The sequence below is a fragment of the Cognatishimia maritima genome, assembly GCF_900129685.1.
Taxonomy (GTDB): Bacteria; Pseudomonadota; Alphaproteobacteria; order Rhodobacterales; family Rhodobacteraceae; genus Cognatishimia; species Cognatishimia maritima.
The window spans coordinates 246,901-265,031 of sequence record NZ_FQWM01000001.1 but is presented as its reverse complement, the minus strand read 5'-3'; the positions used below and the strand labels follow the sequence as shown (position 1 = coordinate 265,031).

Below are 18,131 nucleotides of genomic sequence, written 5' to 3'. Positions count from 1 at the left end.
CCATGCTATCATCTGTCGCAACGGTGTCACGCGGAATGGTGTTAGATCGAGGCCCAATCCGAGAAAATCGGCTTCTTTGATTCCGGGCGATCCGGCACCTGTTTCACAGGTGGTTTCGGCCGTGTTGAGCCTGGGGATTGTTTTGAATCCTGCTGCATCGTTGTTGGCATCTTCTTGTCCTCATGGTCTGCCGGTTCTTGTTCTAGGACCGGTTGTTATTGGCGGCGAAACCGCCATTGCCCCAAGGACCAGCATTCTGCGCGAATAGGGCAACAATATGCCGGTGAGCAGGAAAACTGTTGCCGAAACACAGCCAATCAAAGCTTTCTGATCCACGCCGATGCTTGAGGTCTGGTGCAATCGCTCCAATATCAAGGGCAGGGAGGACACCACATGCGTCGCTATCTTGCTCTTATCTTATTGCTCTGGATGCCGGTCGTGGCCGTAGCACAGTCGCTTGATGCACCGGGCGGTTCGGTGAACGTGGACCGCATCGCCTCAGGGTTCAAAACGCCCTGGGCGTTGGCATTTCTCCCTGATGGGCGTTTCTTGGTAACGGAACGCCGAGGCCGATTGTACGTGGTGACGCCAGAGGGTGCAAAGAAACGTATCACCGGGGTGCCAGATGTGGTGGACCAAGGACAGGGCGGCTTGCTTGACGTTTTTGTGCCGCGTGATTTTTCTGAGAGCGGTGAAATCTTTATGACCTTTGCAAAGGCGCAGGCAAGTGGGAGCGGGACAGCTGTCGCGCGTGCGGTGCTTGACCTCTCATCAAATCAACTGAGTGATGTGGAGACGATATTTGAAATCTCTGAAGGGTCTTCTGGTGGGCGTCATTACGGGAGCCGCCTTGCAGAGGCCCCCGATGGGACCCTGTTTGTCACAGTTGGGGATCGCGGAGATCGCCCAAGCGCGCAGGACCTAAAGCGACACAATGGCAGCGTTCTGCGGATAGCCAAAGATGGGTCGCTTTTATCAGACAATCCTTTTGCAAACCAAACAACGGCGCAACCGGAAATCTGGAGTTCTGGTCATCGCAACCCACAAGGATTGGCATTTGGCCCAGATGGGCAGCTGTGGGCCGTAGAACACGGCGCGCGCGGCGGGGATGAGATCAACCTAATCCGCAAAGGCGCGAACTACGGCTGGCCGGTGATCGCCTATGGCCGCCACTACTCTGGCGGAAAAATTGGTGAAGGCACCACCAAACCCGGACTGGCGCAGCCGGCGTTCTATTGGGACCCATCCATCGCACCCTCAGGCCTGATGGTCTATAGCGGAGACATGTTTCCTGAATGGCGCGGTGCTCTTTTGGTCGGAAGCCTGAAATTTGACTATATTTCAGTGCTTAATGGCACACCCTTAAAGGAAATCACGACCTTAAAGTCCCCTGAAACCAAACGTGTGCGCGATGTCCGGCAGGCCCCAGACGGCAGTATTTGGTTTATTTCCGAAGACCGTGGCGCGATCTATCGCTTGTCCCGCTAAAAGATCAGGCCGCTATACTTCAGCTTTGCTGTGACTACCGCGTTCCCGATAGGGGGTGATCCCATAATGCGCGCGGTAGCATTTTGAAAAATGGCTGGGCGAGGAAAAGCCGCAAGCGATTGCCACGTCGATAATGCTCATATCCGTTTGCATCAACAGATTGCGCGCACGCCCCAAACGTAGTTCCATGTAGTAGCGTTTCGGAGAGCGATCCAGATAGCGGCGGAACAGCCGTTCCATCTGACGGGTCGACATATTGACCTTTTCGGCCAGTTCTCCGGGGCTGATCGGTTCTTCGATGTTTTGATCCATCATGTCGATCACCATGCCAAGGCGCGGATGTCTGACGCCCATACGGGTCGGTGTCGACAGGCGCTGGAAATCCTGATCCGTGCGGATCGATGAATAGATAAACTGATCTGCGACAGCATTTGACAGTTCGGTACCGTGGTCATCTGCAATCATGCGCAGCATCAAATCAATTGACGCCGCGCCGCCGGCCGCCGTGAATCGGTTGCGATCGATCACAAAGACAGAGCGCGTCAGCTGAATTTCAGGGAAGTTTTCGACAAACCCATCTTGGTTCTCCCAATGGATCGTCGCGCGATACCCATCCAAAAGGCCAGCCTTCGCGAGCGCATGCGCCCCAGCGCACAACGACCCGATTTTCACGCCCTTGCGTGACTCACGCCGCAGCCAACTCATGGTTTTGGGTGTCGAGTTTTCCTGGATGTTGATCCCGCCGCAAACAACCAAAGTATCGTTGCGAGTCACCTCGTCAAAACTGATATCGACGGGGAATTTTATCCCAGAGGAACTGTAAACCGACTCCCCCGTCTCACTTGTCGCCGCCCAGCGATATAAATCTTTGCCGGACATCCGGTTTGCGACACGCAAGCATTCCGTGGCGGACGCAACTGCGAACATTGTAAATTCGTTCAATAAAACAAACACAAAACGGCGTGGTGAAGTCTGTGTTGAGTTTACCGGAACCGGCGTTGCGTGGGGTTGTGTCGCCAAAATCGTGTCTCTTGCCAGAAGTTCAAAGGTGCGTCAGTTGATGCATTTGCGGGGTTTTCGTCAAGTTCGATATTTGGCATAAGCGGCCAGTCCGCAAATGTTAGCGGACACAATGATTTGACAATCGGAGTAAAGACAATGGCAGAATGGCAAAAATCTGACTGGCGCGCGAAGCCCCGGGTTCAGATGCCGGACTATACGGATCAGGACGCGCTCACCGCTACCGAAGCGAAGCTCGCAAGCTATCCGCCCTTGGTCTTTGCTGGCGAAGCGCGGAGCCTGAAGGCCAAACTCGCAGCCGCGTCTCGCGGCGAGGCCTTTTTGCTGCAGGGTGGGGATTGCGCCGAAGCGTTCAATCAGTTCAGCGCGGATCACATCCGTGACACGTTCAAAGTGATGCTGCAGATGGCGATGGTGCTGACATTTGGTGCCAGGGTGCCTGTGATCAAGGTTGGTCGCATGGCAGGCCAGTTCGCAAAACCACGCTCGGCCCCAACCGAGACTGTAAATGGCGTAGAGCTGCCAAGCTACCGCGGCGATATCATCAACGATCTGGATTTCACCCCTGAAAGCCGCATCCCGAATCCTGAAAAAATGCTGCAGGCCTACACGCAGGCAGCGGCGACGCTAAACCTGCTGCGTGCGTTCAGCACCGGTGGTTATGCGGACATGCGTCAGATCCATGGCTGGACTCTTGGCTTCACCGAAAGTGAAAAAGCAGCTCAGTTCCGCGAAATGGCAAACCGCATCTCAGATGCTTTGGACTTCATGGAAGCGGCCGGGATCGACAGCGAACATGAACACAGCCTGCACACGGTTGATTTCTACACCAGCCACGAAGGGCTGTTGCTGGAATATGAAGAGGCGCTGACACGTCTGGATTCCACTTCCGGCAAATGGCTGGCTGGCTCAGGCCACATGCTGTGGATCGGCGATCGCACACGTCAACCAGACGGCGCGCATGTTGAGTTCCTGCAGGGCGTTTTGAACCCGATCGGTCTGAAATGTGGTCCAACCACTACAGCCGAAGACCTGAAGGTTCTGATGCAAAAGCTGAACCCGAAAAACGAAGCGGGCCGTCTGACGCTGATCGCGCGCTTCGGTGCGGGCACCGTGGGCGACCACCTGCCGCGATTGATCAAAGCCGTGCAGGAAGAAGGCGCAAACGTTGTTTGGTCCTGTGACCCAATGCACGGCAACACCATCAAGTCGGCGACCGGGTACAAGACCCGTCCGTTTGACAGCGTGCTGCGTGAAGTTCAGGAATTCTTTGGGGTTCACAAAGCTGAAGGTACGATCCCAGGTGGCGTGCATTTCGAGATGACCGGGCAAGACGTCACAGAATGCACCGGCGGTGTCCGTGACGTTACCGAGGAAGACCTGTCAGATCGGTATCACACAGCCTGCGACCCTCGCTTGAACGCGAGCCAATCTTTGGAACTTGCGTTCTTGGTGGCCGAAGAGCTGTCAAGCCTGCGCGCCGAGGCCCTGAACGCCAAGGCAAGCTAAGCTTCTTTACAAAACTCTAAAGGCGGCGTGCAATTTGCGCGCCGTTTTGCATTTCAGCCGCTTGCAATCGCGCGCTCGACGACGCGCAGGACTGGTGGCTTTGCACTGTGATGCACCTTTGAAACGGGGTTGGCATTGTTGACAACAAGCCGCAATCCGGTGCCACGCGCCAGTGCGATCACGGGCTTCAGCGAAAACCCAATCAGCTGCAATTCTGCTGTATGATCTCGGGTTGTCCGCATTGGCTTATCAACATCAAGACATCCCAAAACCCGGCTGACCTTACCGTCTTCACCACGTAGCGGCAGCAAGAGCATCTTCGCATTTTGCGCAGGCGCATTGGCGTCAAAGCGCTTGACTCGCAGCGTCGCTTTGGCCGGACACCGGGCAACCAGCGCCAAAATCTGCCGGACACGTCGCTGGTCCTGCGCAGCAAAGAGTTGGCAAAAATCTGCACCCCGCATGCCATTGGGCCGAAGAGTCGCAATATTTGATCCGGCAATGCGAAACACCGGCGCGTGCCGGATGGAATTGTCGAGAATAAAGCAATCGGTCAGGACATGACGCAGAACTCTGGGATCAATGTCGGCGCGACGCGGCACATCTTGATCCCGCAAAAGGGCCGTCCAATGCGCCTCTATTGCATGAGCCACAGGCGTGTTTTCTGTCTGCATTGAAAAGGGTCTGCTTTCCATTTCTGACACGCGCGTCTCCTTTAAAGTCCAAGCACTGATAAACGGCGACGGCAAACGCAGGCGGACAAAGCGAATGCAGCCGTCTCTCTCAAGAGTCTCATATTTTAATGAAAATTTGCGAAATTTCTTATGAGTTGGTTAACCGCGTTTATCGCAAGCCCAGTTTTGACGTGGTCAACGGGCGGACCTCGGTGGTAAGACGGTCAAAACGAGGAGCACGTGCATGTTACAATCCATGACCGGCTTTGCCGGGGGCAAGGGAGAGGCCGCAGGCTATAATTGGGCTTGGGAATTGCGGAGCGTCAATTCCAAAGGGCTAGATCTGCGCTTTCGTGTCCCAGATTGGATTGAAGGGCTGGACCAAAAGCTGCGCCCAATGATCGTGAAATCCCTGGCACGTGGGTCCGTCACGCTGAGCTTACGCGTGCAGCGGATAGAGGAGGGTACAAGCCTTTCGTTAAACCATACGACGCTGGACCTGGTGCTGACCGCCCTTGCCGAGGTGGAACAGAAAGCGCTTGATCAGGGGCATACGCTGTCACCAAGCAATGCAACCGATGTGCTTGCCGTTCGGGGTGTTCTTGAGGCCTCCAACAGCGAAGGCGACACAGAGGCGCTGGCCACCGCCCTTGTTGCGGCCTTTCCTGAGCTTTTGAAAGATTTCGTGGCAATGCGGCAAGGCGAAGGCGCAGCGCTTGAGGCGTTGTTGAAGACTCAGATCGATGAGATCGCAAAGCTGACCGAGTCAGCAGGCGAAATCGCAGAAAAGCGCCGCGCAGAGGTAGCAGAAACCCTGCGCGCAAATCTGCGCAAGGTGCTTGAAAACACCGATGGCGTTGAAGAGGGCCGGATCGCGCAGGAACTCGCGCTTTTGGCAGTGAAATCCGATGTCACAGAAGAGATCGACCGTTTGCGGGCCCATGTCGACGCAGCGCGCTCATTGGTCAGCCAAGGCAGCCCTATCGGGCGCAAGCTTGATTTCCTGATGCAGGAATTTAACAGAGAAGCCAATACTTTGTGCTCCAAAGCTCAGAATGTAGACCTGACGCGTGTCGGCCTTGACCTGAAAGCGGTCATTGATCAGATGCGTGAGCAAGTTCAAAACGTGGAATAGATATGACCAACCGACGCGGCCTTTTGATCATCCTGTCCTCGCCTTCGGGCGCTGGTAAATCGACGCTTTCCAAACGACTACGTCTTTGGGACCCGTCGATTGAGTTTTCCGTGTCAGCCACCACCCGTGCGCCACGTCCGGGTGAGGTTGATGGCGAGGACTATCACTTTATGACGGAAGAGGCTTTTAAGCGCTCCGTCGCCGAAGAGGGCATGCTGGAACATGCGCACGTCTTCGGGAACTTCTATGGCTCGCCACGCGCACCGGTGCAGACCGCCATCAATGCGGGCAAAGATGTGCTGTTTGACATTGATTGGCAGGGTGCACAGCAGATCCGCAACTCGGCCCTTGGTCAACACACGCTTTCGATCTTCATCCTGCCGCCCTCGATCAAAGAACTGCGTCGACGCCTAGAGACCCGTAACCAGGACAGCGCAGACACCATTTCCAAGCGGATGCAGAAAAGCTGGGACGAAATCAGCCATTGGGGCAGTTACGACCACGTACTGATCAATGATGATCTCGATCGGACGGAATCAGAATTGAAACAGATCGTCACTGCGACACGGCTGAAACGCATTCAGCAACCGCATTTGGTGGAACATGTGCGCAGCCTGCAAAGCGAGTTCGAGGACGGACAATGACCTTGTATGCATTGGACGGTGTAACGCCGCAAATCTCTGAAGACAGCTGGGTGGCACCTGATGCCAATCTGATTGGCGATGTTGTTTTGGAAGCGGGCGCGTCCGTCTGGTTTGGCGCAACGCTGCGGGGGGACAACGAAGTCATTCACGTGGGCGCGGGCAGCAATATTCAGGAAAACTCTGTTCTGCACACTGATATGGGCTATCCGCTCACCATCGGCGCGGGGTGCACAATCGGCCACAAAGCGATGCTACACGGCTGCACCATCGGAGAAAACAGCCTGATCGGTATGGGGGCGACTGTTTTGAATGGCGCCAAGATCGGAAAGAACTGCTTGATCGGGGCCAATGCGCTGATTACCGAAGGCAAAGAAATCCCTGATGGATCGTTGGTGATGGGCGCGCCGGGCAAGGTGGTACGCCAATTGGATGATGCCGCCATCGAAGGCCTGCGCAAAAGCGCCGAAGGGTATCAGAACAACATGAGACGTTTCAAATCAGGTCTGGTGACCCTGTCTGCATCCTGACACTTCTAGTTTCGCCGCGCAGAGACCTCAGCACATCGATTGAAAGCATTCCATGATCAATAGCCTGCTAGACGCGATCCCATTGCCCGCGATTTTTGTTGGAACCGATGCGCGCTTAATGGGGGCCAATGCCCAAGCAAAGGCCCTGCAGCCAAATGCCCAAGAAGGGCGCACGCTGGTCCTGATCTTCAGGCAACCCGGTCTGAACGCCGCCATCGAAAGCTGCCTCCACCGTAGAACACCGCAAAGGGCGATCTATCTGCATAGCGAAGACGGGCAAGAGACCCGCTATGATGTGTCGTGTTCCTTTGTCGAGATCGGCGGCACAGCAGGCGTTCTGGCTTGCTTCAAAGACATCACCGAAGTCGAACAAGCCGGGGAAATCCGTAGGGAGTTTGTGGCCAACGTGAGCCACGAACTAAAAACACCTCTGACAGCATTGTTGGGTTTTATTGAAACCCTGCAAGGTCCCGCCAAAAACGATGCGCAAGCGCGTGAGCGGTTCTTGGGGATCATGGACGCCGAAGCCAACCGTATGAACCGATTGGTTGGCGACCTTTTATCCCTTAGCCGGGTGGAAGAAGATGCACGCATGCGCCCGAGTGAGAGTTTGGATATCTGCGAGATCCTCTCGACCGTGGTGCGTAATCTTGATGAGGTCGCCAAATCGCGGGGTCACGAAATCGTCCTTCATCAGCCCGATTCCCCCGTGACTCTGCCAGCGGACCGCGATCAGTTGATGCAGGTCTTTATCAATTTGATTGAGAACGCCGTTAAATACGGGGGCAGGGACGGGCAGGTCACAATTTCGGTTGAACCGGTCGAGCGGGATCAGACCCTGCGCAAACCTGCGGTGCGAATCTCTATCGCAGACACCGGCCCCGGCATTGACGCGGTGCATATCCCACGACTGACTGAAAGGTTCTACCGCATCGACTCACACCGCTCTCGCGAGATGGGAGGCACGGGATTGGGCCTTGCGATTGTAAAACACATCGTGGCACGCCACCGAGGCCGGATGAAAATCGAAAGTAGCTTGGGACAAGGCAGCACATTTACAGTGATTTTGCCTAAGAATTAATAAAACTCTCTGAACGTCTGCACTGTCATAAAAGCGTTACATACCTGTCACAAAAGCGTTGTGCGAAATGACTACTTCCAGCGCCGAGGCCGCAAAGAAAGCGGTTCGAACACTCAGGAGTTATATTAATGTCTGTCAAACTGACTGCTTCCGCACTGGCGATCGCTGCCGTTGCTGCCACCTCTGCTGCTGCACGCGACCAAGTGCAAGTTGCCGGTTCTTCCACCGTTCTTCCATACGCTTCCATCGTAGCTGAAGCATTCGGCGAAAACACCGACTTCCCAACACCAGTTGTTGAGTCCGGCGGTTCTTCTGCTGGTCTGAAGCGCTTCTGCCAAGGAGTTGGCACAGAGCACACAGACGTTGCAAACGCGTCCCGCAAAATCCGTGAAAAAGAAATCAAAGCATGTGCTGAAAACGGTGTGACCGAGATCATCGAAGTGCGCATCGGTTATGACGGCATCGTATTCGCGTCTCAAAAAGACGGCCCTGCGTACACTGCTTTCACTCAGTCTGACATCTTCAACGCGCTGGCACCAAAAGTCATGGTAGACGGCGAGCTGGTCGACAACCCACACACCAAATGGTCTGACTTCAACGCTGATCTGCCAGCAGAAGACATCCTGGCCTTCATCCCAGGCACCAAGCACGGTACCCGTGAAGTGTTCGAAGAAAAAGTTGTTGCAGCAGGCTGTGAAGCCACCGGCGCAATGGCAGCGATGATTGCTGGCGGCATGTCCGAAGACGACGCAGAAGATGCATGTCTGGAAGTGATGGCTGATGGCCGCGCGGTCGACATCGACGGCGACTACACTGAAACGCTGGCCTCCATCGATGCGAATGCAAACGGCATCGGCGTATTTGGCTTGGCGTTCTATGAGAACAACACAGACAAGCTGAAAGTTGCGACAATGGCGGGTGTTGCACCTTCCACCGAGAGCATCGCAACCGGCGAATACCCAGTGTCTCGCCCATTGTTCTTCTACGTGAAGAAAGCACACATCGGCGTGATCCCTGGCCTGAAAGAATACGCTCAGTTCTTCATCTCTGACGAACTGGCAGGCCCAGACGGCCCTCTGGCACAATACGGTCTGGTATCTGACCCAGCTCTGGCAGAGACCCAAGTAAACGTTGAAGCCGAAGGCGCAATGATGAACTAAGAACCCCCTTGGGTTCATAGAAGGGGCGGTGATCAACGCCGCCCCTTTTCCATTTTTGGACTAAACGAAAATTTTTTGGGGTGCGCATGCCTTTATCTTGGCTCGTCATAATCGTCCTCGCCGTCTCGGCGGTCGGTTATTACCTGGGGCGGTCCCGAGCGCTTGCCGCTGCTGGCGGGAACTCTCGTGATCTGCATTCACTGCCGTCATATTACGGCGCAAACGTCTTGATGAAGATCATCGTCCCTGCATTTGGCGTTATGGTGATCTGGCTGCTGGCCCAACCTCTGATCATTGACCGCTCTGTCGCTTCGATGATCCCGCCATCAGAAATTGATGAGGGCGCAAGCATTGGTCTTGTGATGGCCGAAGTGAACCGCACCGCCGAAGGTATTCGCAACGCGGTCGCCGAGGGCACAATGTCCCGCGAGATGGCCGAAGATGGCCGCGCGGAATTTGTGGATTTCACACAACGCCTGAAAGACGCCGGTCAGATTGTGACATCCAACCTGAGTGCGACCATTGTGCGCGCAGCCCAGCGGACCAATGAAATGGTTGCCGCTGGCAATATGTATATGACAGCGCTTGTCCTGCTGATTGCTGCAGCTGGTTTGGGTTGGGGTGTCAAAGAAGCCAAGCCTTTGTTCCGCGCGCGCAATGTTGTGGAACAAGGGATACGTGCCTTGCTGATTGGCGCTGCGTCCATCGCCATCTTGACGACAATCGGGATCGTTTTTTCTCTGGCATTCAACACCGTTGAATTCTTCCGTCTCTATAATGCTTGGGACTTCTTGTTCGGTGTCGAATGGGCACCCAGCTTTTCGGGCCGGGGTGGGTCGTCCTCCCTGGGGGTGATCCCGCTGCTGTGGGGCACATTCTATATCTCGATCGTTGCCTTGGCTGTTGCCATCCCTGTCGGCCTTTTTGCGGCGATCTACCTGTCTGAATACGCGTCGCCCAAAGTGCGCGCATTTGCCAAGCCCATGCTTGAAATTCTCGCCGGGATCCCGACCATCGTTTACGGTCTGTTTGCGCTGCTGACAGTCGGTCCATTGCTGGTCGAAATCTTTGGCGAAGGTGGCTGGCTTGGCGTGAACTGGCAAGGCGGCGGCCGCGCGGTGATGACCGCGGGCATCGTCATGGGCATCATGTTGATCCCATTTGTATCGTCGCTGTCAGATGACATCATCAACGCGGTCCCACAATCCATGCGTGACGGCTCCTACGGCATTGGCGCAACGCAGTCTGAAACCATCCGTCAGGTGGTGATCCCGGCAGCCTTGCCCGGCATCGTTGGTGCGATCCTGCTGGCGGCGTCCCGCGCAATTGGCGAAACCATGATTGTGGTGCTTGGGGCAGGGGCGGCGGCCCGACTAAGCCTGAACCCGTTTGAAGCCATGACCACGGTGACGGCCAAAATTGTCTCTCAGCTGACCGGGGACAGTGACTTTGCGTCACCAGAAGCGCTGGTCGCTTTCGCCCTTGGCATGACCCTCTTTATCCTGACGCTCTGCTTGAACGTCATCGCGCTTGTTATCGTGCGCAAATACCGGGAGCAGTATGACTAATGTCTGACGCAACGATTGATCCAGTGACGCAGCCTGCGCCGAAAAGATCCTCCCTGCACCAAACCGATGCGCGCACCCGCAAGCGCAACGCCGCAGAGAAACGCTTTAAAGCCTATGGCATCTGCGCAATTGCAGTGGGCATCTTTTTCTTGGTGGTTCTCGCGGTGTCGATTATCCGCTCTGGCCTTCCGGCCTTTACGCAAACGGTTGTCAGCGTCGAATTTACAATGACGCAAGACCAGTTTGACGCCGCCGAAGGGGAGCTATTCAAAACCAAGGCCTATTCCGCTTTCTTCAACAACGCGCTTGTCGAAACGCTGAAAGAAAAAGGTCTGGAGGTCGAATCTGACGCTAAAGCCTTTGAACGTATCTTGGGCAAAACAGGCGGCACATTGCGCGAATTCTATCGCGCAAACCCAGACGAGTTGGGCAAAGAAGTTGACTTTGAACTCTCGGCCTCTTCCCGCGTAGATGGCTATATGAATGGCCGCCTGACCCGCGACAACATGGAAGACAGCCGGTTTCTTGAAGCTGCCGATCTGGACATTGTGGATGCGATGATCACAGCAGGTATCATCAAAGAAACCTTCAACTGGAATTTCATCACCGGTGCAGACTCCGGCGTGGACAACCCCGGTGGCGCTGGCATTGGCGCCTCTGTTGTTGGCTCCTTCTTTATGATGCTGGTGGTTCTGTGCCTGTCGCTGCCGATTGGTGTGGCGGCGTCCATCTACTTGGAAGAATTCGCGCCGCAGAACAAATTTACCGATTTGATCGAAGTGAACATTTCTAACCTCGCAGCGGTCCCGTCCATCGTATTCGGTATTCTGGGTCTGGCGGTTTTCATCCAATTCATGCACTTGCCGCAATCGGCCCCATTGGTCGGTGGTTTGGTTCTGACCTTGATGACGCTTCCAACGATCATCATCTCAACCCGCGCCTCTTTGAAGGCCGTGCCACCTTCTATTCGTGACGCGGCACTGGGCTTGGGTGCCTCACGGATGCAGGCCGTGTTCCACCATGTGCTGCCTTTGGCGATGCCAGGCATTCTGACCGGGACGATCATCGGTCTGGCGCAGGCCTTGGGGGAAACCGCACCGCTTCTTCTGATCGGCATGGTGGGCTTTGTGGCGCGGGGTTATCCAGAGGGCTTTATCTCTGGCTTCACCGACCCGAACTCTGCGATGCCTGCTCAGATCTATACCTGGGCTGCACGTGCCGACGTAGGTTTCTACGAAAAGGCATGGGGTGGCATCATCATTCTTCTTATTTTCCTGCTGACGATGAACATCTTGGCAGTCATCCTTCGCCGCCGTTTCGAACGCCGCTGGTAATCTGTTAGAAGGTTAAAACACATGTACGACGCACCAAAACTGGAGACCGCCTTGGACCAGCAAGACATCAAGATTTCCGCGGACAAGGTCCAAGTCTATTATGGCGAAACCCACGCCATCAAAGACGTATCGGTCGAAATCGAAGACAAAACCGTCACCGCCTTCATCGGCCCATCAGGCTGCGGGAAATCCACCTTCCTGCGCACGCTAAACCGGATGAACGACACCATCGACATCTGCCGCGTTCAGGGCAACATCCTCTTGGATGGTGAAGATATTTATCACGCCAAGGTGGACCCTGTCCAACTGCGGGCCAAAGTGGGCATGGTGTTCCAGAAGCCGAACCCATTCCCAAAGTCGATCTATGACAATATCGCTTATGGTCCACGCATCCATGGGCTGGCAAATTCCAAAGCCGACCTCGACGTAATTGTCGAGAAATCCCTGCGCCGGGGCGCGATCTGGGATGAGGTCAAAGACCGCCTGCATGCACCGGGCACCGGGCTTTCCGGGGGTCAGCAACAGCGTCTTTGTATCGCTCGTGCCGTCGCCACAGAACCAGAAGTTCTCTTGATGGATGAGCCTTGCTCAGCACTTGACCCAATCGCGACAGCACAGGTTGAGGAATTGATTGATGAACTGCGCAAGAACTACTCTGTTGTGATCGTCACCCACTCTATGCAGCAAGCCGCGCGTGTGTCTCAGAAAACCGCGTTTTTCCACCTCGGCAATTTGGTCGAGTACGACGACACCTCCAAAATTTTCACCAACCCGAGCGATGAGCGCACTGAAAGCTACATCACCGGACGGATTGGCTAAGGATCATTTCCATGAACGATACACATATTGTTTCCTCTTTTGATCGCGACCTGGAAAGCGTTCAGGCCCATATTATGAAAATGGGCGGTCTGGTTGAACAGTCCATTCTGGACGCGGCAAAGTCGCTGAAAGACCGCGATGAAGAGCTGTCTGAAAAGGTGCGTAAAGCTGACAAGGCCATCGACGCGCTTGAGGAACTGATCAACGAAGAAGCCTCGCGTACCATCGCTTTGCGAGCGCCTACTGCGGTTGATCTGCGCGTCATTCTTTCGGTGATGAAGATCGCAGGCAACCTTGAGCGCATCGGGGATTACGCCAAGAACATGGCGAAACGCAATTCCGTACTGGTCCATATGACACCGGTCGAAGGCTCCCGCGCTGCCTTGGGCCGCATGGCGCGAGAAGTGCAGCTGATGCTCAAGGATGCGCTGGACGCTTATATCCAACGCGATGTTGAACTGGCACAGGAAATCCTGGATCGCGACCGCGAGATCGACCAGATGTATAACGCACTGTTCCGTGAGTTCCTGACCTTTATGATGGAAGACCCGCGTTACATCACGCCCTGTATGCACCTGCATTTCATCGCGAAAAACACCGAACGCATGGGCGACCATGTGACAGCTATCGCAGAGCAGGTCATCTATCTTGTCACAGGTAGCATGCCAGACGAGGGACGCGTGAAGGAGGATATGACCTCTCGCGATCCAGAAATCTCTGAACCGATCTAAGGCATAGAGACGCAAGATGGCGACAGAACACCCAAAAGTCCTGCTGGTCGAAGACGAACCCGCACAGCGCGAAGTGCTTTCTTATAACCTTCAGTCCGAAGGGTTTGACGTTGTCACGGCGGCTGAAGGCGAAGAAGCTATGATGCTGGTTGATGAAGAGATGCCAGATATCATCGTGCTGGATTGGATGCTGCCCGGAATTTCAGGTATCGAAATTTGTCGGCGTCTAAAATCCCGCGCCGAAACGCGCGCGATCCCGGTTCTGATGCTCTCAGCGCGTTCCGAAGAAGTGGATCGCGTCCGCGGGCTTGAAACCGGCGCTGACGACTATGTCGTGAAACCCTATTCTGTGCTGGAACTGATGGCCCGCGTGCGCACGCAGCTGCGCCGTGTGCGCCCGTCAACAGTTGGGCTGCAGCTAGAATACGAAGACATCGTTCTGGACAGCGAAACCCATCGGGTGACTCGGTCTGATCAGCCTTTGAAACTTGGGCCAACAGAGTTCCGCTTGCTGTCCACCTTCATGGAAAAACCCGGCCGCGTCTGGAGCCGTGAACAACTGCTGGACCGCGTCTGGGGCCGCGACATCTATGTTGACAGCCGCACAGTGGACGTCCACGTCGGCCGCCTTCGCAAAGCGCTTTGTGTCCACGGCGGAGAAGACCCCGTGCGCACAGTGCGTGGCGCAGGGTATGCGCTTGGGTAGCCACAAAAAAACGCCGCTCTATTTTGAGCGGCGTTTTTTATTGGAGCGGGTGAAGGGAATCGAACCCTCGTCGTTAGCTTGGGAAGCTACTGCTCTACCATTGAGCTACACCCGCCTCACGCCGGATGTAGCCTGTCAAATGCGCCCACACAAGTAAGTTTTCTATATAACCTTAGTTCAGGTGATCAGAGGTGAAAACATAGTCATCTTCGGCAGAATGGCAGGCAATACACCCCTGATCGGCGCCCTTGGCAACGCGTCCGGCAAGCCCAACGCCAGCGGGGTTCTTATCGAGCGATCCATCTGGCAGGTACTTTACCCAGAACCAATCTTTGTTGTCGGAATCATATCCGGCCTCTCGACGGAACATCACGGTGTGCGCCCCAAGATGGGTGCCCGGATCGGATAATACCTGATTAACTTCAACACCTTCCGGCCCATAGTTGCGTTTCACAATCAGATCTCCAGTATGTCCGTTCACGGTCGCTGTTGTATAAAACGTCTCCAGCATCATTCCGTGCGGCTCAACCCCTTCATATGGGAAGCTATGCACCATATCAGCGCCCACAAGATTCATGTCTTCCATGATTCCCCATAGGTCTGCGGCATAGGCGGCGTCTGCATCGGTGCCAAAGGGAGCATCATCCATGGCAAATGCAGCGGCCCCCAGGCTCAGGGTCAGCGCTGCGGTCGCGATCATCTTTTTCATCGTGGTCTCCTCCTTCGCTGCACCAAGCCTACGCATGTTTGCGGAAACCGAGACTACAAGCTTGATCACCATTCTGTGCAGCGACGTGATTAGACGGTGCGGTCGCGGTCTTGCAGGATTTATTCAGATCAGGAGGATGTTTGATGCGGTGGTTCAGTGTTTGCATGCCATTTCTACTGTTGGCCTCGCCGCTTGCGTCGCAGGACGCGCAGAATGGGGAGGTCATCTTCAAGAAATGCTCTGCCTGTCACGCAGTCGGTGATGGGGCAAAAAACAAGACCGGCCCAGTTCTGACGGGTGTCGTTGGACGCGCCGCAGGGTCGGTCGACGGCTACAAATACGGAAGCGGGATGCAGCAAGCTGGTGCAAATGGTCTAATCTGGGACGAAGCGCATTTGACGGCTTATCTCGAAGATCCGAGAGCGTTCCTGCGCGCCTATTTGGACGACCCAAAAGCCAAAGCGAAAATGACGTTCAAGCTGAAAGATAGCCAGGACAGACGCGATGTGGTGGCCTATCTTGCTGGGTTTTCCACTCACGAAGATGCCCGTGTTTGCATCATGAATAAGGCCGAAATCACCTACTTCTTTGTTGCTGAAAGCGCAGCCGGAGAAAGGCTGACGCAGCGATTGGCGCAGGGTGATGTGTTATGCGCGACAGGTGGCGCAGCGGGAGCGCGCGCTGTTGTTTCGGTGTTTCAGGATGAATCCCATCTGGAAGGCTGTTCACGACTCACACCGATGGGGCAAACCGAAACGCTGGTGCGTTACGTTGATTTTGACCGGTGCGAGTGGGGCTCGCATAACAGTTGATTTATCCCCGGCGGCGTCTGCGACGGTTTCCACCGCCCTCGCCACCGGTGTTGAATGACACCTCAGGCAAATCCACAACGGTTTTTAGGATCGGAAACGGCTCGACCGCATTGGGCATTGCGGAGGCATTCACGAAATGCTCTTGAAAGCGCGGCTCTACGGCGGTTTCAATCTTTTCGATCTCTCCTACGGTTTTTTCAATATCGGCCCGCGCGTCGATGTTCAGCAAAGCAATCCGTGCGCCAGTGCCTGCGGCGTTGCCGGCGCTGGTTACCTTGTCCAAAGGGCAATCCGGGATCATGCCGAGAACCATCGCATGTTTGGCCGAAATATGCGCACCAAAGGCCCCGGCAAGTACAATGCGATCAACCGTCTCAACCTCAAGCTTGTCCATCAGTAGCCGTGCGCCCGAATACAGCGCAGCTTTTGCCATTTGGATCGCGCGCACGTCAGGGTTGGTGACCGTGATCACCGGGCCACCGTCCGCGGAGCCGTCCCAGAGCAGGTAGGAATGCGTGCGCCCATCAGGAATGCACCGCGCGCTGCCGGTTTGTTCGGCGCTTCCGATCAGCCCAGAAGCGTCCAGAAGACCGGCAAGGCGCATTTCTGCCAAAACCTCGATAATACCCGAACCGCAGATGCCGGTGATGCCGGTGGTGGCTATCGCGCGATCAAACCCATCCTCATCGGACCAAAGGTCAGAGCCAATCACGCGGAATCGGGGTTCTTTGGTCACCGGATCAATCTCGACCCGTTCGATCGCGCCGGGCGCGGCGCGCTGGCCGGAACTGATCTGCGCGCCTTCAAAGGCCGGGCCAGTGGGCGATGAACACGCCAACACACGGTCTTTGTTGCCCAAAATGATTTCAGCGTTGGTGCCGACATCCACCAAAAGCACAAGGTCTTCAGACGTATTGGGCGACTCAGACAGGGCAACCGCAGCCGCATCGGCACCGACATGCCCAGCGATACAGGGCAGCACATAAACCCGCGCGCCTTGGTGAAGACCAAGGTCCAAGTCACTGGCTTTCAACGATAAAGAGGTGTTCAGCGCCAAGGCAAAAGGAGCTTGCCCCAACTCATAAGGGTCAATGCCAAGGAACAGGTGATGCATGACCGGGTTGCAGACAAAGGTCGCGTCAAGGATCAAGTCCTTGTCGATCTCACCTTCCTTTGCAATCTGATCAAAGAGCGCGCGCATGCCATCACGGACGGCGCGGGTCATTTCCAAATCTCCGCCTTTGTTCATCATCGCGTAGCTGACGCGGCTCATAAGGTCTTCGCCAAACCTGATCTGCGGGTTCATAATGCCTGAGGAGGCCACGACCTCACCGGTTTTCAGATCACATAGATGCGCAGCGATGGTCGTTGACCCGAGATCAACAGCAAGGCCATAGATTGGACCGTCAAAATAGCCCGGCCAAATGCGCGTGATTTCGACCGTGTCGGATTGATGCGTTTTGTGCGCGGCCACTGTCAGGGTCCAATTGCCCTTCCGCAACGTTGGTTGAAGGGTCCGCAAAAGCGCAGGGTCTATACTGATTTTCTCAAGGCCCCATTGCTTTTGCAGCGCGGACTTCAAGCGCTCCAAATCGCCTGAGGGCTTGTGCATATCAGGTTCTTCGACCTCGACATAGTAAAGTCGCACCGCCGCGTTCAGCACAATGTCGCGCGCCTCCGCCCGTTTGCGCACGACCTGACGGTGCACTTGGCTTTCAGGTGGCACATCAATCACAACGTCTGCTTGCACGGTGGCTTGGCAACCCAAACGACGGCCATCAATCAAGCCGCGCTTATCTTTGTAGCGCTGTTCAACCGCGTTCCATTCTGACAAGGCATCGGCAGATACCGTGACGCCGTGTTTGGGATATTCACCAACAGAAGGAGTCACCTGGCATTTAGAGCAAATCCCACGTCCGCCGCAGACCGAATCCAGATCCACGCCCAATTGGCGGGCCGCCGTCAGGACCGGTGTTCCGACAGGAAACCGTCCGCGTTTTCCAGAAGGTGTGAAGATCACAAGAGGATTTTGACTCATGTCTAACCTAGTCCATTGACGTTTCTCGGCGGACAATAGGCGAATTATTCCAAAGCGAAAGCCATCCAGCGATCATTTCCTACGCTTTGGCGACCTTTGCGTGTCGAAAAGGCCTTTCTCTATGGGGCGAACCATGCAATAGGGAAGCGCCAAACGACCCCACCCAAGGAGATGTG

At 55.3% G+C, this 18,131-nt stretch carries 17 protein-coding genes and 1 tRNA gene; 13 read left to right on the top strand and 5 right to left on the bottom strand.

Annotation, left to right across the window (positions count from 1 at the left end; genetic code table 11):
- Positions 1-393 precede the first annotated feature (393 nt).
- Entirely contained in the window at positions 394-1,488 is a 1,095-nt protein-coding gene (locus BUA39_RS01330) for a PQQ-dependent sugar dehydrogenase (RefSeq protein WP_072789774.1), read from the top strand.
- A 12-nt stretch (positions 1,489-1,500) separates the two neighbouring features.
- On the opposite strand, the gene BUA39_RS01325 is transcribed toward BUA39_RS01330, so the two are convergent.
- Positions 1,501-2,415 (bottom strand): GlxA family transcriptional regulator, encoded by a 915-nt coding sequence (locus BUA39_RS01325; RefSeq protein ID WP_084604637.1) that lies wholly within the window; start codon positions 2,413-2,415, stop codon positions 1,501-1,503.
- 231 nt (positions 2,416-2,646) lie between these two features.
- Between BUA39_RS01325 and BUA39_RS01320 the strand changes: the two genes are divergently transcribed.
- A complete protein-coding gene (locus BUA39_RS01320; RefSeq protein WP_072789769.1) occupies positions 2,647-4,017 on the top strand; it encodes a class II 3-deoxy-7-phosphoheptulonate synthase in 1,371 nt (456 codons plus the stop codon).
- Between the two features lie 53 nt (positions 4,018-4,070).
- Here BUA39_RS01320 and BUA39_RS01315 read toward each other — a convergent pair whose 3' ends face one another.
- A complete protein-coding gene (locus tag BUA39_RS01315) occupies positions 4,071-4,691 on the bottom strand; it encodes a PAS domain-containing protein (RefSeq protein ID WP_072789766.1) in 621 nt (206 codons plus the stop codon).
- Between the two features lie 244 nt (positions 4,692-4,935).
- Here BUA39_RS01315 and BUA39_RS01310 point away from each other — a divergent pair, with 244 nt between their 5' ends.
- The 10 genes from BUA39_RS01310 (at position 4,936) to phoB (ending at position 14,396) form a co-directional block, all read left to right on the top strand.
- On the top strand, positions 4,936-5,826 hold the full coding sequence (locus BUA39_RS01310; protein ID WP_072789764.1) for a YicC/YloC family endoribonuclease: 891 nt from the start codon (positions 4,936-4,938) through the stop codon (positions 5,824-5,826).
- A 2-nt stretch (positions 5,827-5,828) separates the two neighbouring features.
- Positions 5,829-6,470, top strand: coding sequence for a guanylate kinase (gmk, locus tag BUA39_RS01305; protein ID WP_072789762.1), 642 nt, complete (start codon positions 5,829-5,831; stop codon positions 6,468-6,470).
- Entirely contained in the window at positions 6,467-6,997 is a 531-nt protein-coding gene (locus tag BUA39_RS01300) for a gamma carbonic anhydrase family protein (RefSeq protein WP_072789760.1), read from the top strand. Before gmk ends, BUA39_RS01300 begins: the two co-directional genes overlap by 4 nt.
- A gap of 52 nt (positions 6,998-7,049) precedes the next feature.
- On the top strand, positions 7,050-8,078 hold the full coding sequence (locus BUA39_RS01295; RefSeq protein ID WP_072789758.1) for a sensor histidine kinase: 1,029 nt from the start codon (positions 7,050-7,052) through the stop codon (positions 8,076-8,078).
- A gap of 128 nt (positions 8,079-8,206) precedes the next feature.
- The gene (locus BUA39_RS01290; RefSeq protein WP_072789756.1) at positions 8,207-9,238 is read left to right on the top strand and encodes a substrate-binding domain-containing protein; all 1,032 of its coding nucleotides are present in this window, start codon (positions 8,207-8,209) and stop codon (positions 9,236-9,238) included.
- 86 nt (positions 9,239-9,324) lie between these two features.
- On the top strand, positions 9,325-10,806 hold the full coding sequence (pstC, locus tag BUA39_RS01285) for a phosphate ABC transporter permease subunit PstC (RefSeq protein WP_072789753.1): 1,482 nt from the start codon (positions 9,325-9,327) through the stop codon (positions 10,804-10,806).
- Positions 10,806-12,140 carry a phosphate ABC transporter permease PstA gene (pstA, locus tag BUA39_RS01280; protein ID WP_072789751.1) on the top strand — a complete coding sequence of 445 codons (1,335 nt, stop codon included), beginning with the start codon at positions 10,806-10,808 and terminating at the stop codon, positions 12,138-12,140. The genes pstC and pstA overlap by 1 nt, the downstream gene beginning before the upstream one ends.
- A 21-nt stretch (positions 12,141-12,161) precedes the next feature.
- The gene (pstB, locus tag BUA39_RS01275; protein WP_072789748.1) at positions 12,162-12,959 is read left to right on the top strand and encodes a phosphate ABC transporter ATP-binding protein PstB; all 798 of its coding nucleotides are present in this window, start codon (positions 12,162-12,164) and stop codon (positions 12,957-12,959) included.
- 11 nt (positions 12,960-12,970) lie between these two features.
- Positions 12,971-13,690 (top strand): phosphate signaling complex protein PhoU, encoded by a 720-nt coding sequence (gene phoU / locus BUA39_RS01270; protein WP_072789746.1) that lies wholly within the window; start codon positions 12,971-12,973, stop codon positions 13,688-13,690.
- Positions 13,691-13,706: 16 nt separating this feature from the next.
- The gene (phoB, locus tag BUA39_RS01265; RefSeq protein WP_072789744.1) at positions 13,707-14,396 is read left to right on the top strand and encodes a phosphate regulon transcriptional regulator PhoB; all 690 of its coding nucleotides are present in this window, start codon (positions 13,707-13,709) and stop codon (positions 14,394-14,396) included.
- Between the two features lie 41 nt (positions 14,397-14,437).
- Here phoB and BUA39_RS01260 read toward each other — a convergent pair.
- Together BUA39_RS01260 and BUA39_RS01255 are read right to left on the bottom strand one after the other, a co-directional pair.
- Positions 14,438-14,511, bottom strand: a tRNA-Gly gene (locus BUA39_RS01260).
- A 57-nt stretch (positions 14,512-14,568) separates the two neighbouring features.
- Positions 14,569-15,105 (bottom strand): hypothetical protein, encoded by a 537-nt coding sequence (locus BUA39_RS01255; RefSeq protein ID WP_084604721.1) that lies wholly within the window; start codon positions 15,103-15,105, stop codon positions 14,569-14,571.
- 143 nt (positions 15,106-15,248) lie between these two features.
- On the opposite strand from BUA39_RS01255, the gene BUA39_RS01250 reads away from it, so the two are divergent.
- A complete protein-coding gene (locus tag BUA39_RS01250) occupies positions 15,249-15,917 on the top strand; it encodes a c-type cytochrome (protein ID WP_084604633.1) in 669 nt (222 codons plus the stop codon).
- A 1-nt stretch (position 15,918) separates the two neighbouring features.
- Here the strand turns inward: BUA39_RS01250 and BUA39_RS01245 are convergent, their stop codons facing one another.
- Positions 15,919-17,955 (bottom strand): ASKHA domain-containing protein, encoded by a 2,037-nt coding sequence (locus BUA39_RS01245; protein WP_072789738.1) that lies wholly within the window; start codon positions 17,953-17,955, stop codon positions 15,919-15,921.
- Between the last annotated feature and the right edge of the window lie 176 nt (positions 17,956-18,131).

Coding starts and splice junctions, on each gene's coding strand:
- BUA39_RS01330 (WP_072789774.1), top strand. CDS start 394: ATGCGTCGCTATCTTGCTCTTATCTTATTGCTCTGGATGCCGGTCGTG.
- BUA39_RS01325 (WP_084604637.1), bottom strand. CDS start 2,415: ATGTTCGCAGTTGCGTCCGCCACGGAATGCTTGCGTGTCGCAAACCGG.
- BUA39_RS01320 (WP_072789769.1), top strand. CDS start 2,647: ATGGCAGAATGGCAAAAATCTGACTGGCGCGCGAAGCCCCGGGTTCAG.
- BUA39_RS01315 (WP_072789766.1), bottom strand. CDS start 4,691: ATGCAGACAGAAAACACGCCTGTGGCTCATGCAATAGAGGCGCATTGG.
- BUA39_RS01310 (WP_072789764.1), top strand. CDS start 4,936: ATGTTACAATCCATGACCGGCTTTGCCGGGGGCAAGGGAGAGGCCGCA.
- gmk (WP_072789762.1), top strand. CDS start 5,829: ATGACCAACCGACGCGGCCTTTTGATCATCCTGTCCTCGCCTTCGGGC.
- BUA39_RS01300 (WP_072789760.1), top strand. CDS start 6,467: ATGACCTTGTATGCATTGGACGGTGTAACGCCGCAAATCTCTGAAGAC.
- BUA39_RS01295 (WP_072789758.1), top strand. CDS start 7,050: ATGATCAATAGCCTGCTAGACGCGATCCCATTGCCCGCGATTTTTGTT.
- BUA39_RS01290 (WP_072789756.1), top strand. CDS start 8,207: ATGTCTGTCAAACTGACTGCTTCCGCACTGGCGATCGCTGCCGTTGCT.
- pstC (WP_072789753.1), top strand. CDS start 9,325: ATGCCTTTATCTTGGCTCGTCATAATCGTCCTCGCCGTCTCGGCGGTC.
- pstA (WP_072789751.1), top strand. CDS start 10,806: ATGTCTGACGCAACGATTGATCCAGTGACGCAGCCTGCGCCGAAAAGA.
- pstB (WP_072789748.1), top strand. CDS start 12,162: ATGTACGACGCACCAAAACTGGAGACCGCCTTGGACCAGCAAGACATC.
- phoU (WP_072789746.1), top strand. CDS start 12,971: ATGAACGATACACATATTGTTTCCTCTTTTGATCGCGACCTGGAAAGC.
- phoB (WP_072789744.1), top strand. CDS start 13,707: ATGGCGACAGAACACCCAAAAGTCCTGCTGGTCGAAGACGAACCCGCA.
- BUA39_RS01255 (WP_084604721.1), bottom strand. CDS start 15,105: ATGAAAAAGATGATCGCGACCGCAGCGCTGACCCTGAGCCTGGGGGCC.
- BUA39_RS01250 (WP_084604633.1), top strand. CDS start 15,249: ATGCGGTGGTTCAGTGTTTGCATGCCATTTCTACTGTTGGCCTCGCCG.
- BUA39_RS01245 (WP_072789738.1), bottom strand. CDS start 17,955: ATGAGTCAAAATCCTCTTGTGATCTTCACACCTTCTGGAAAACGCGGA.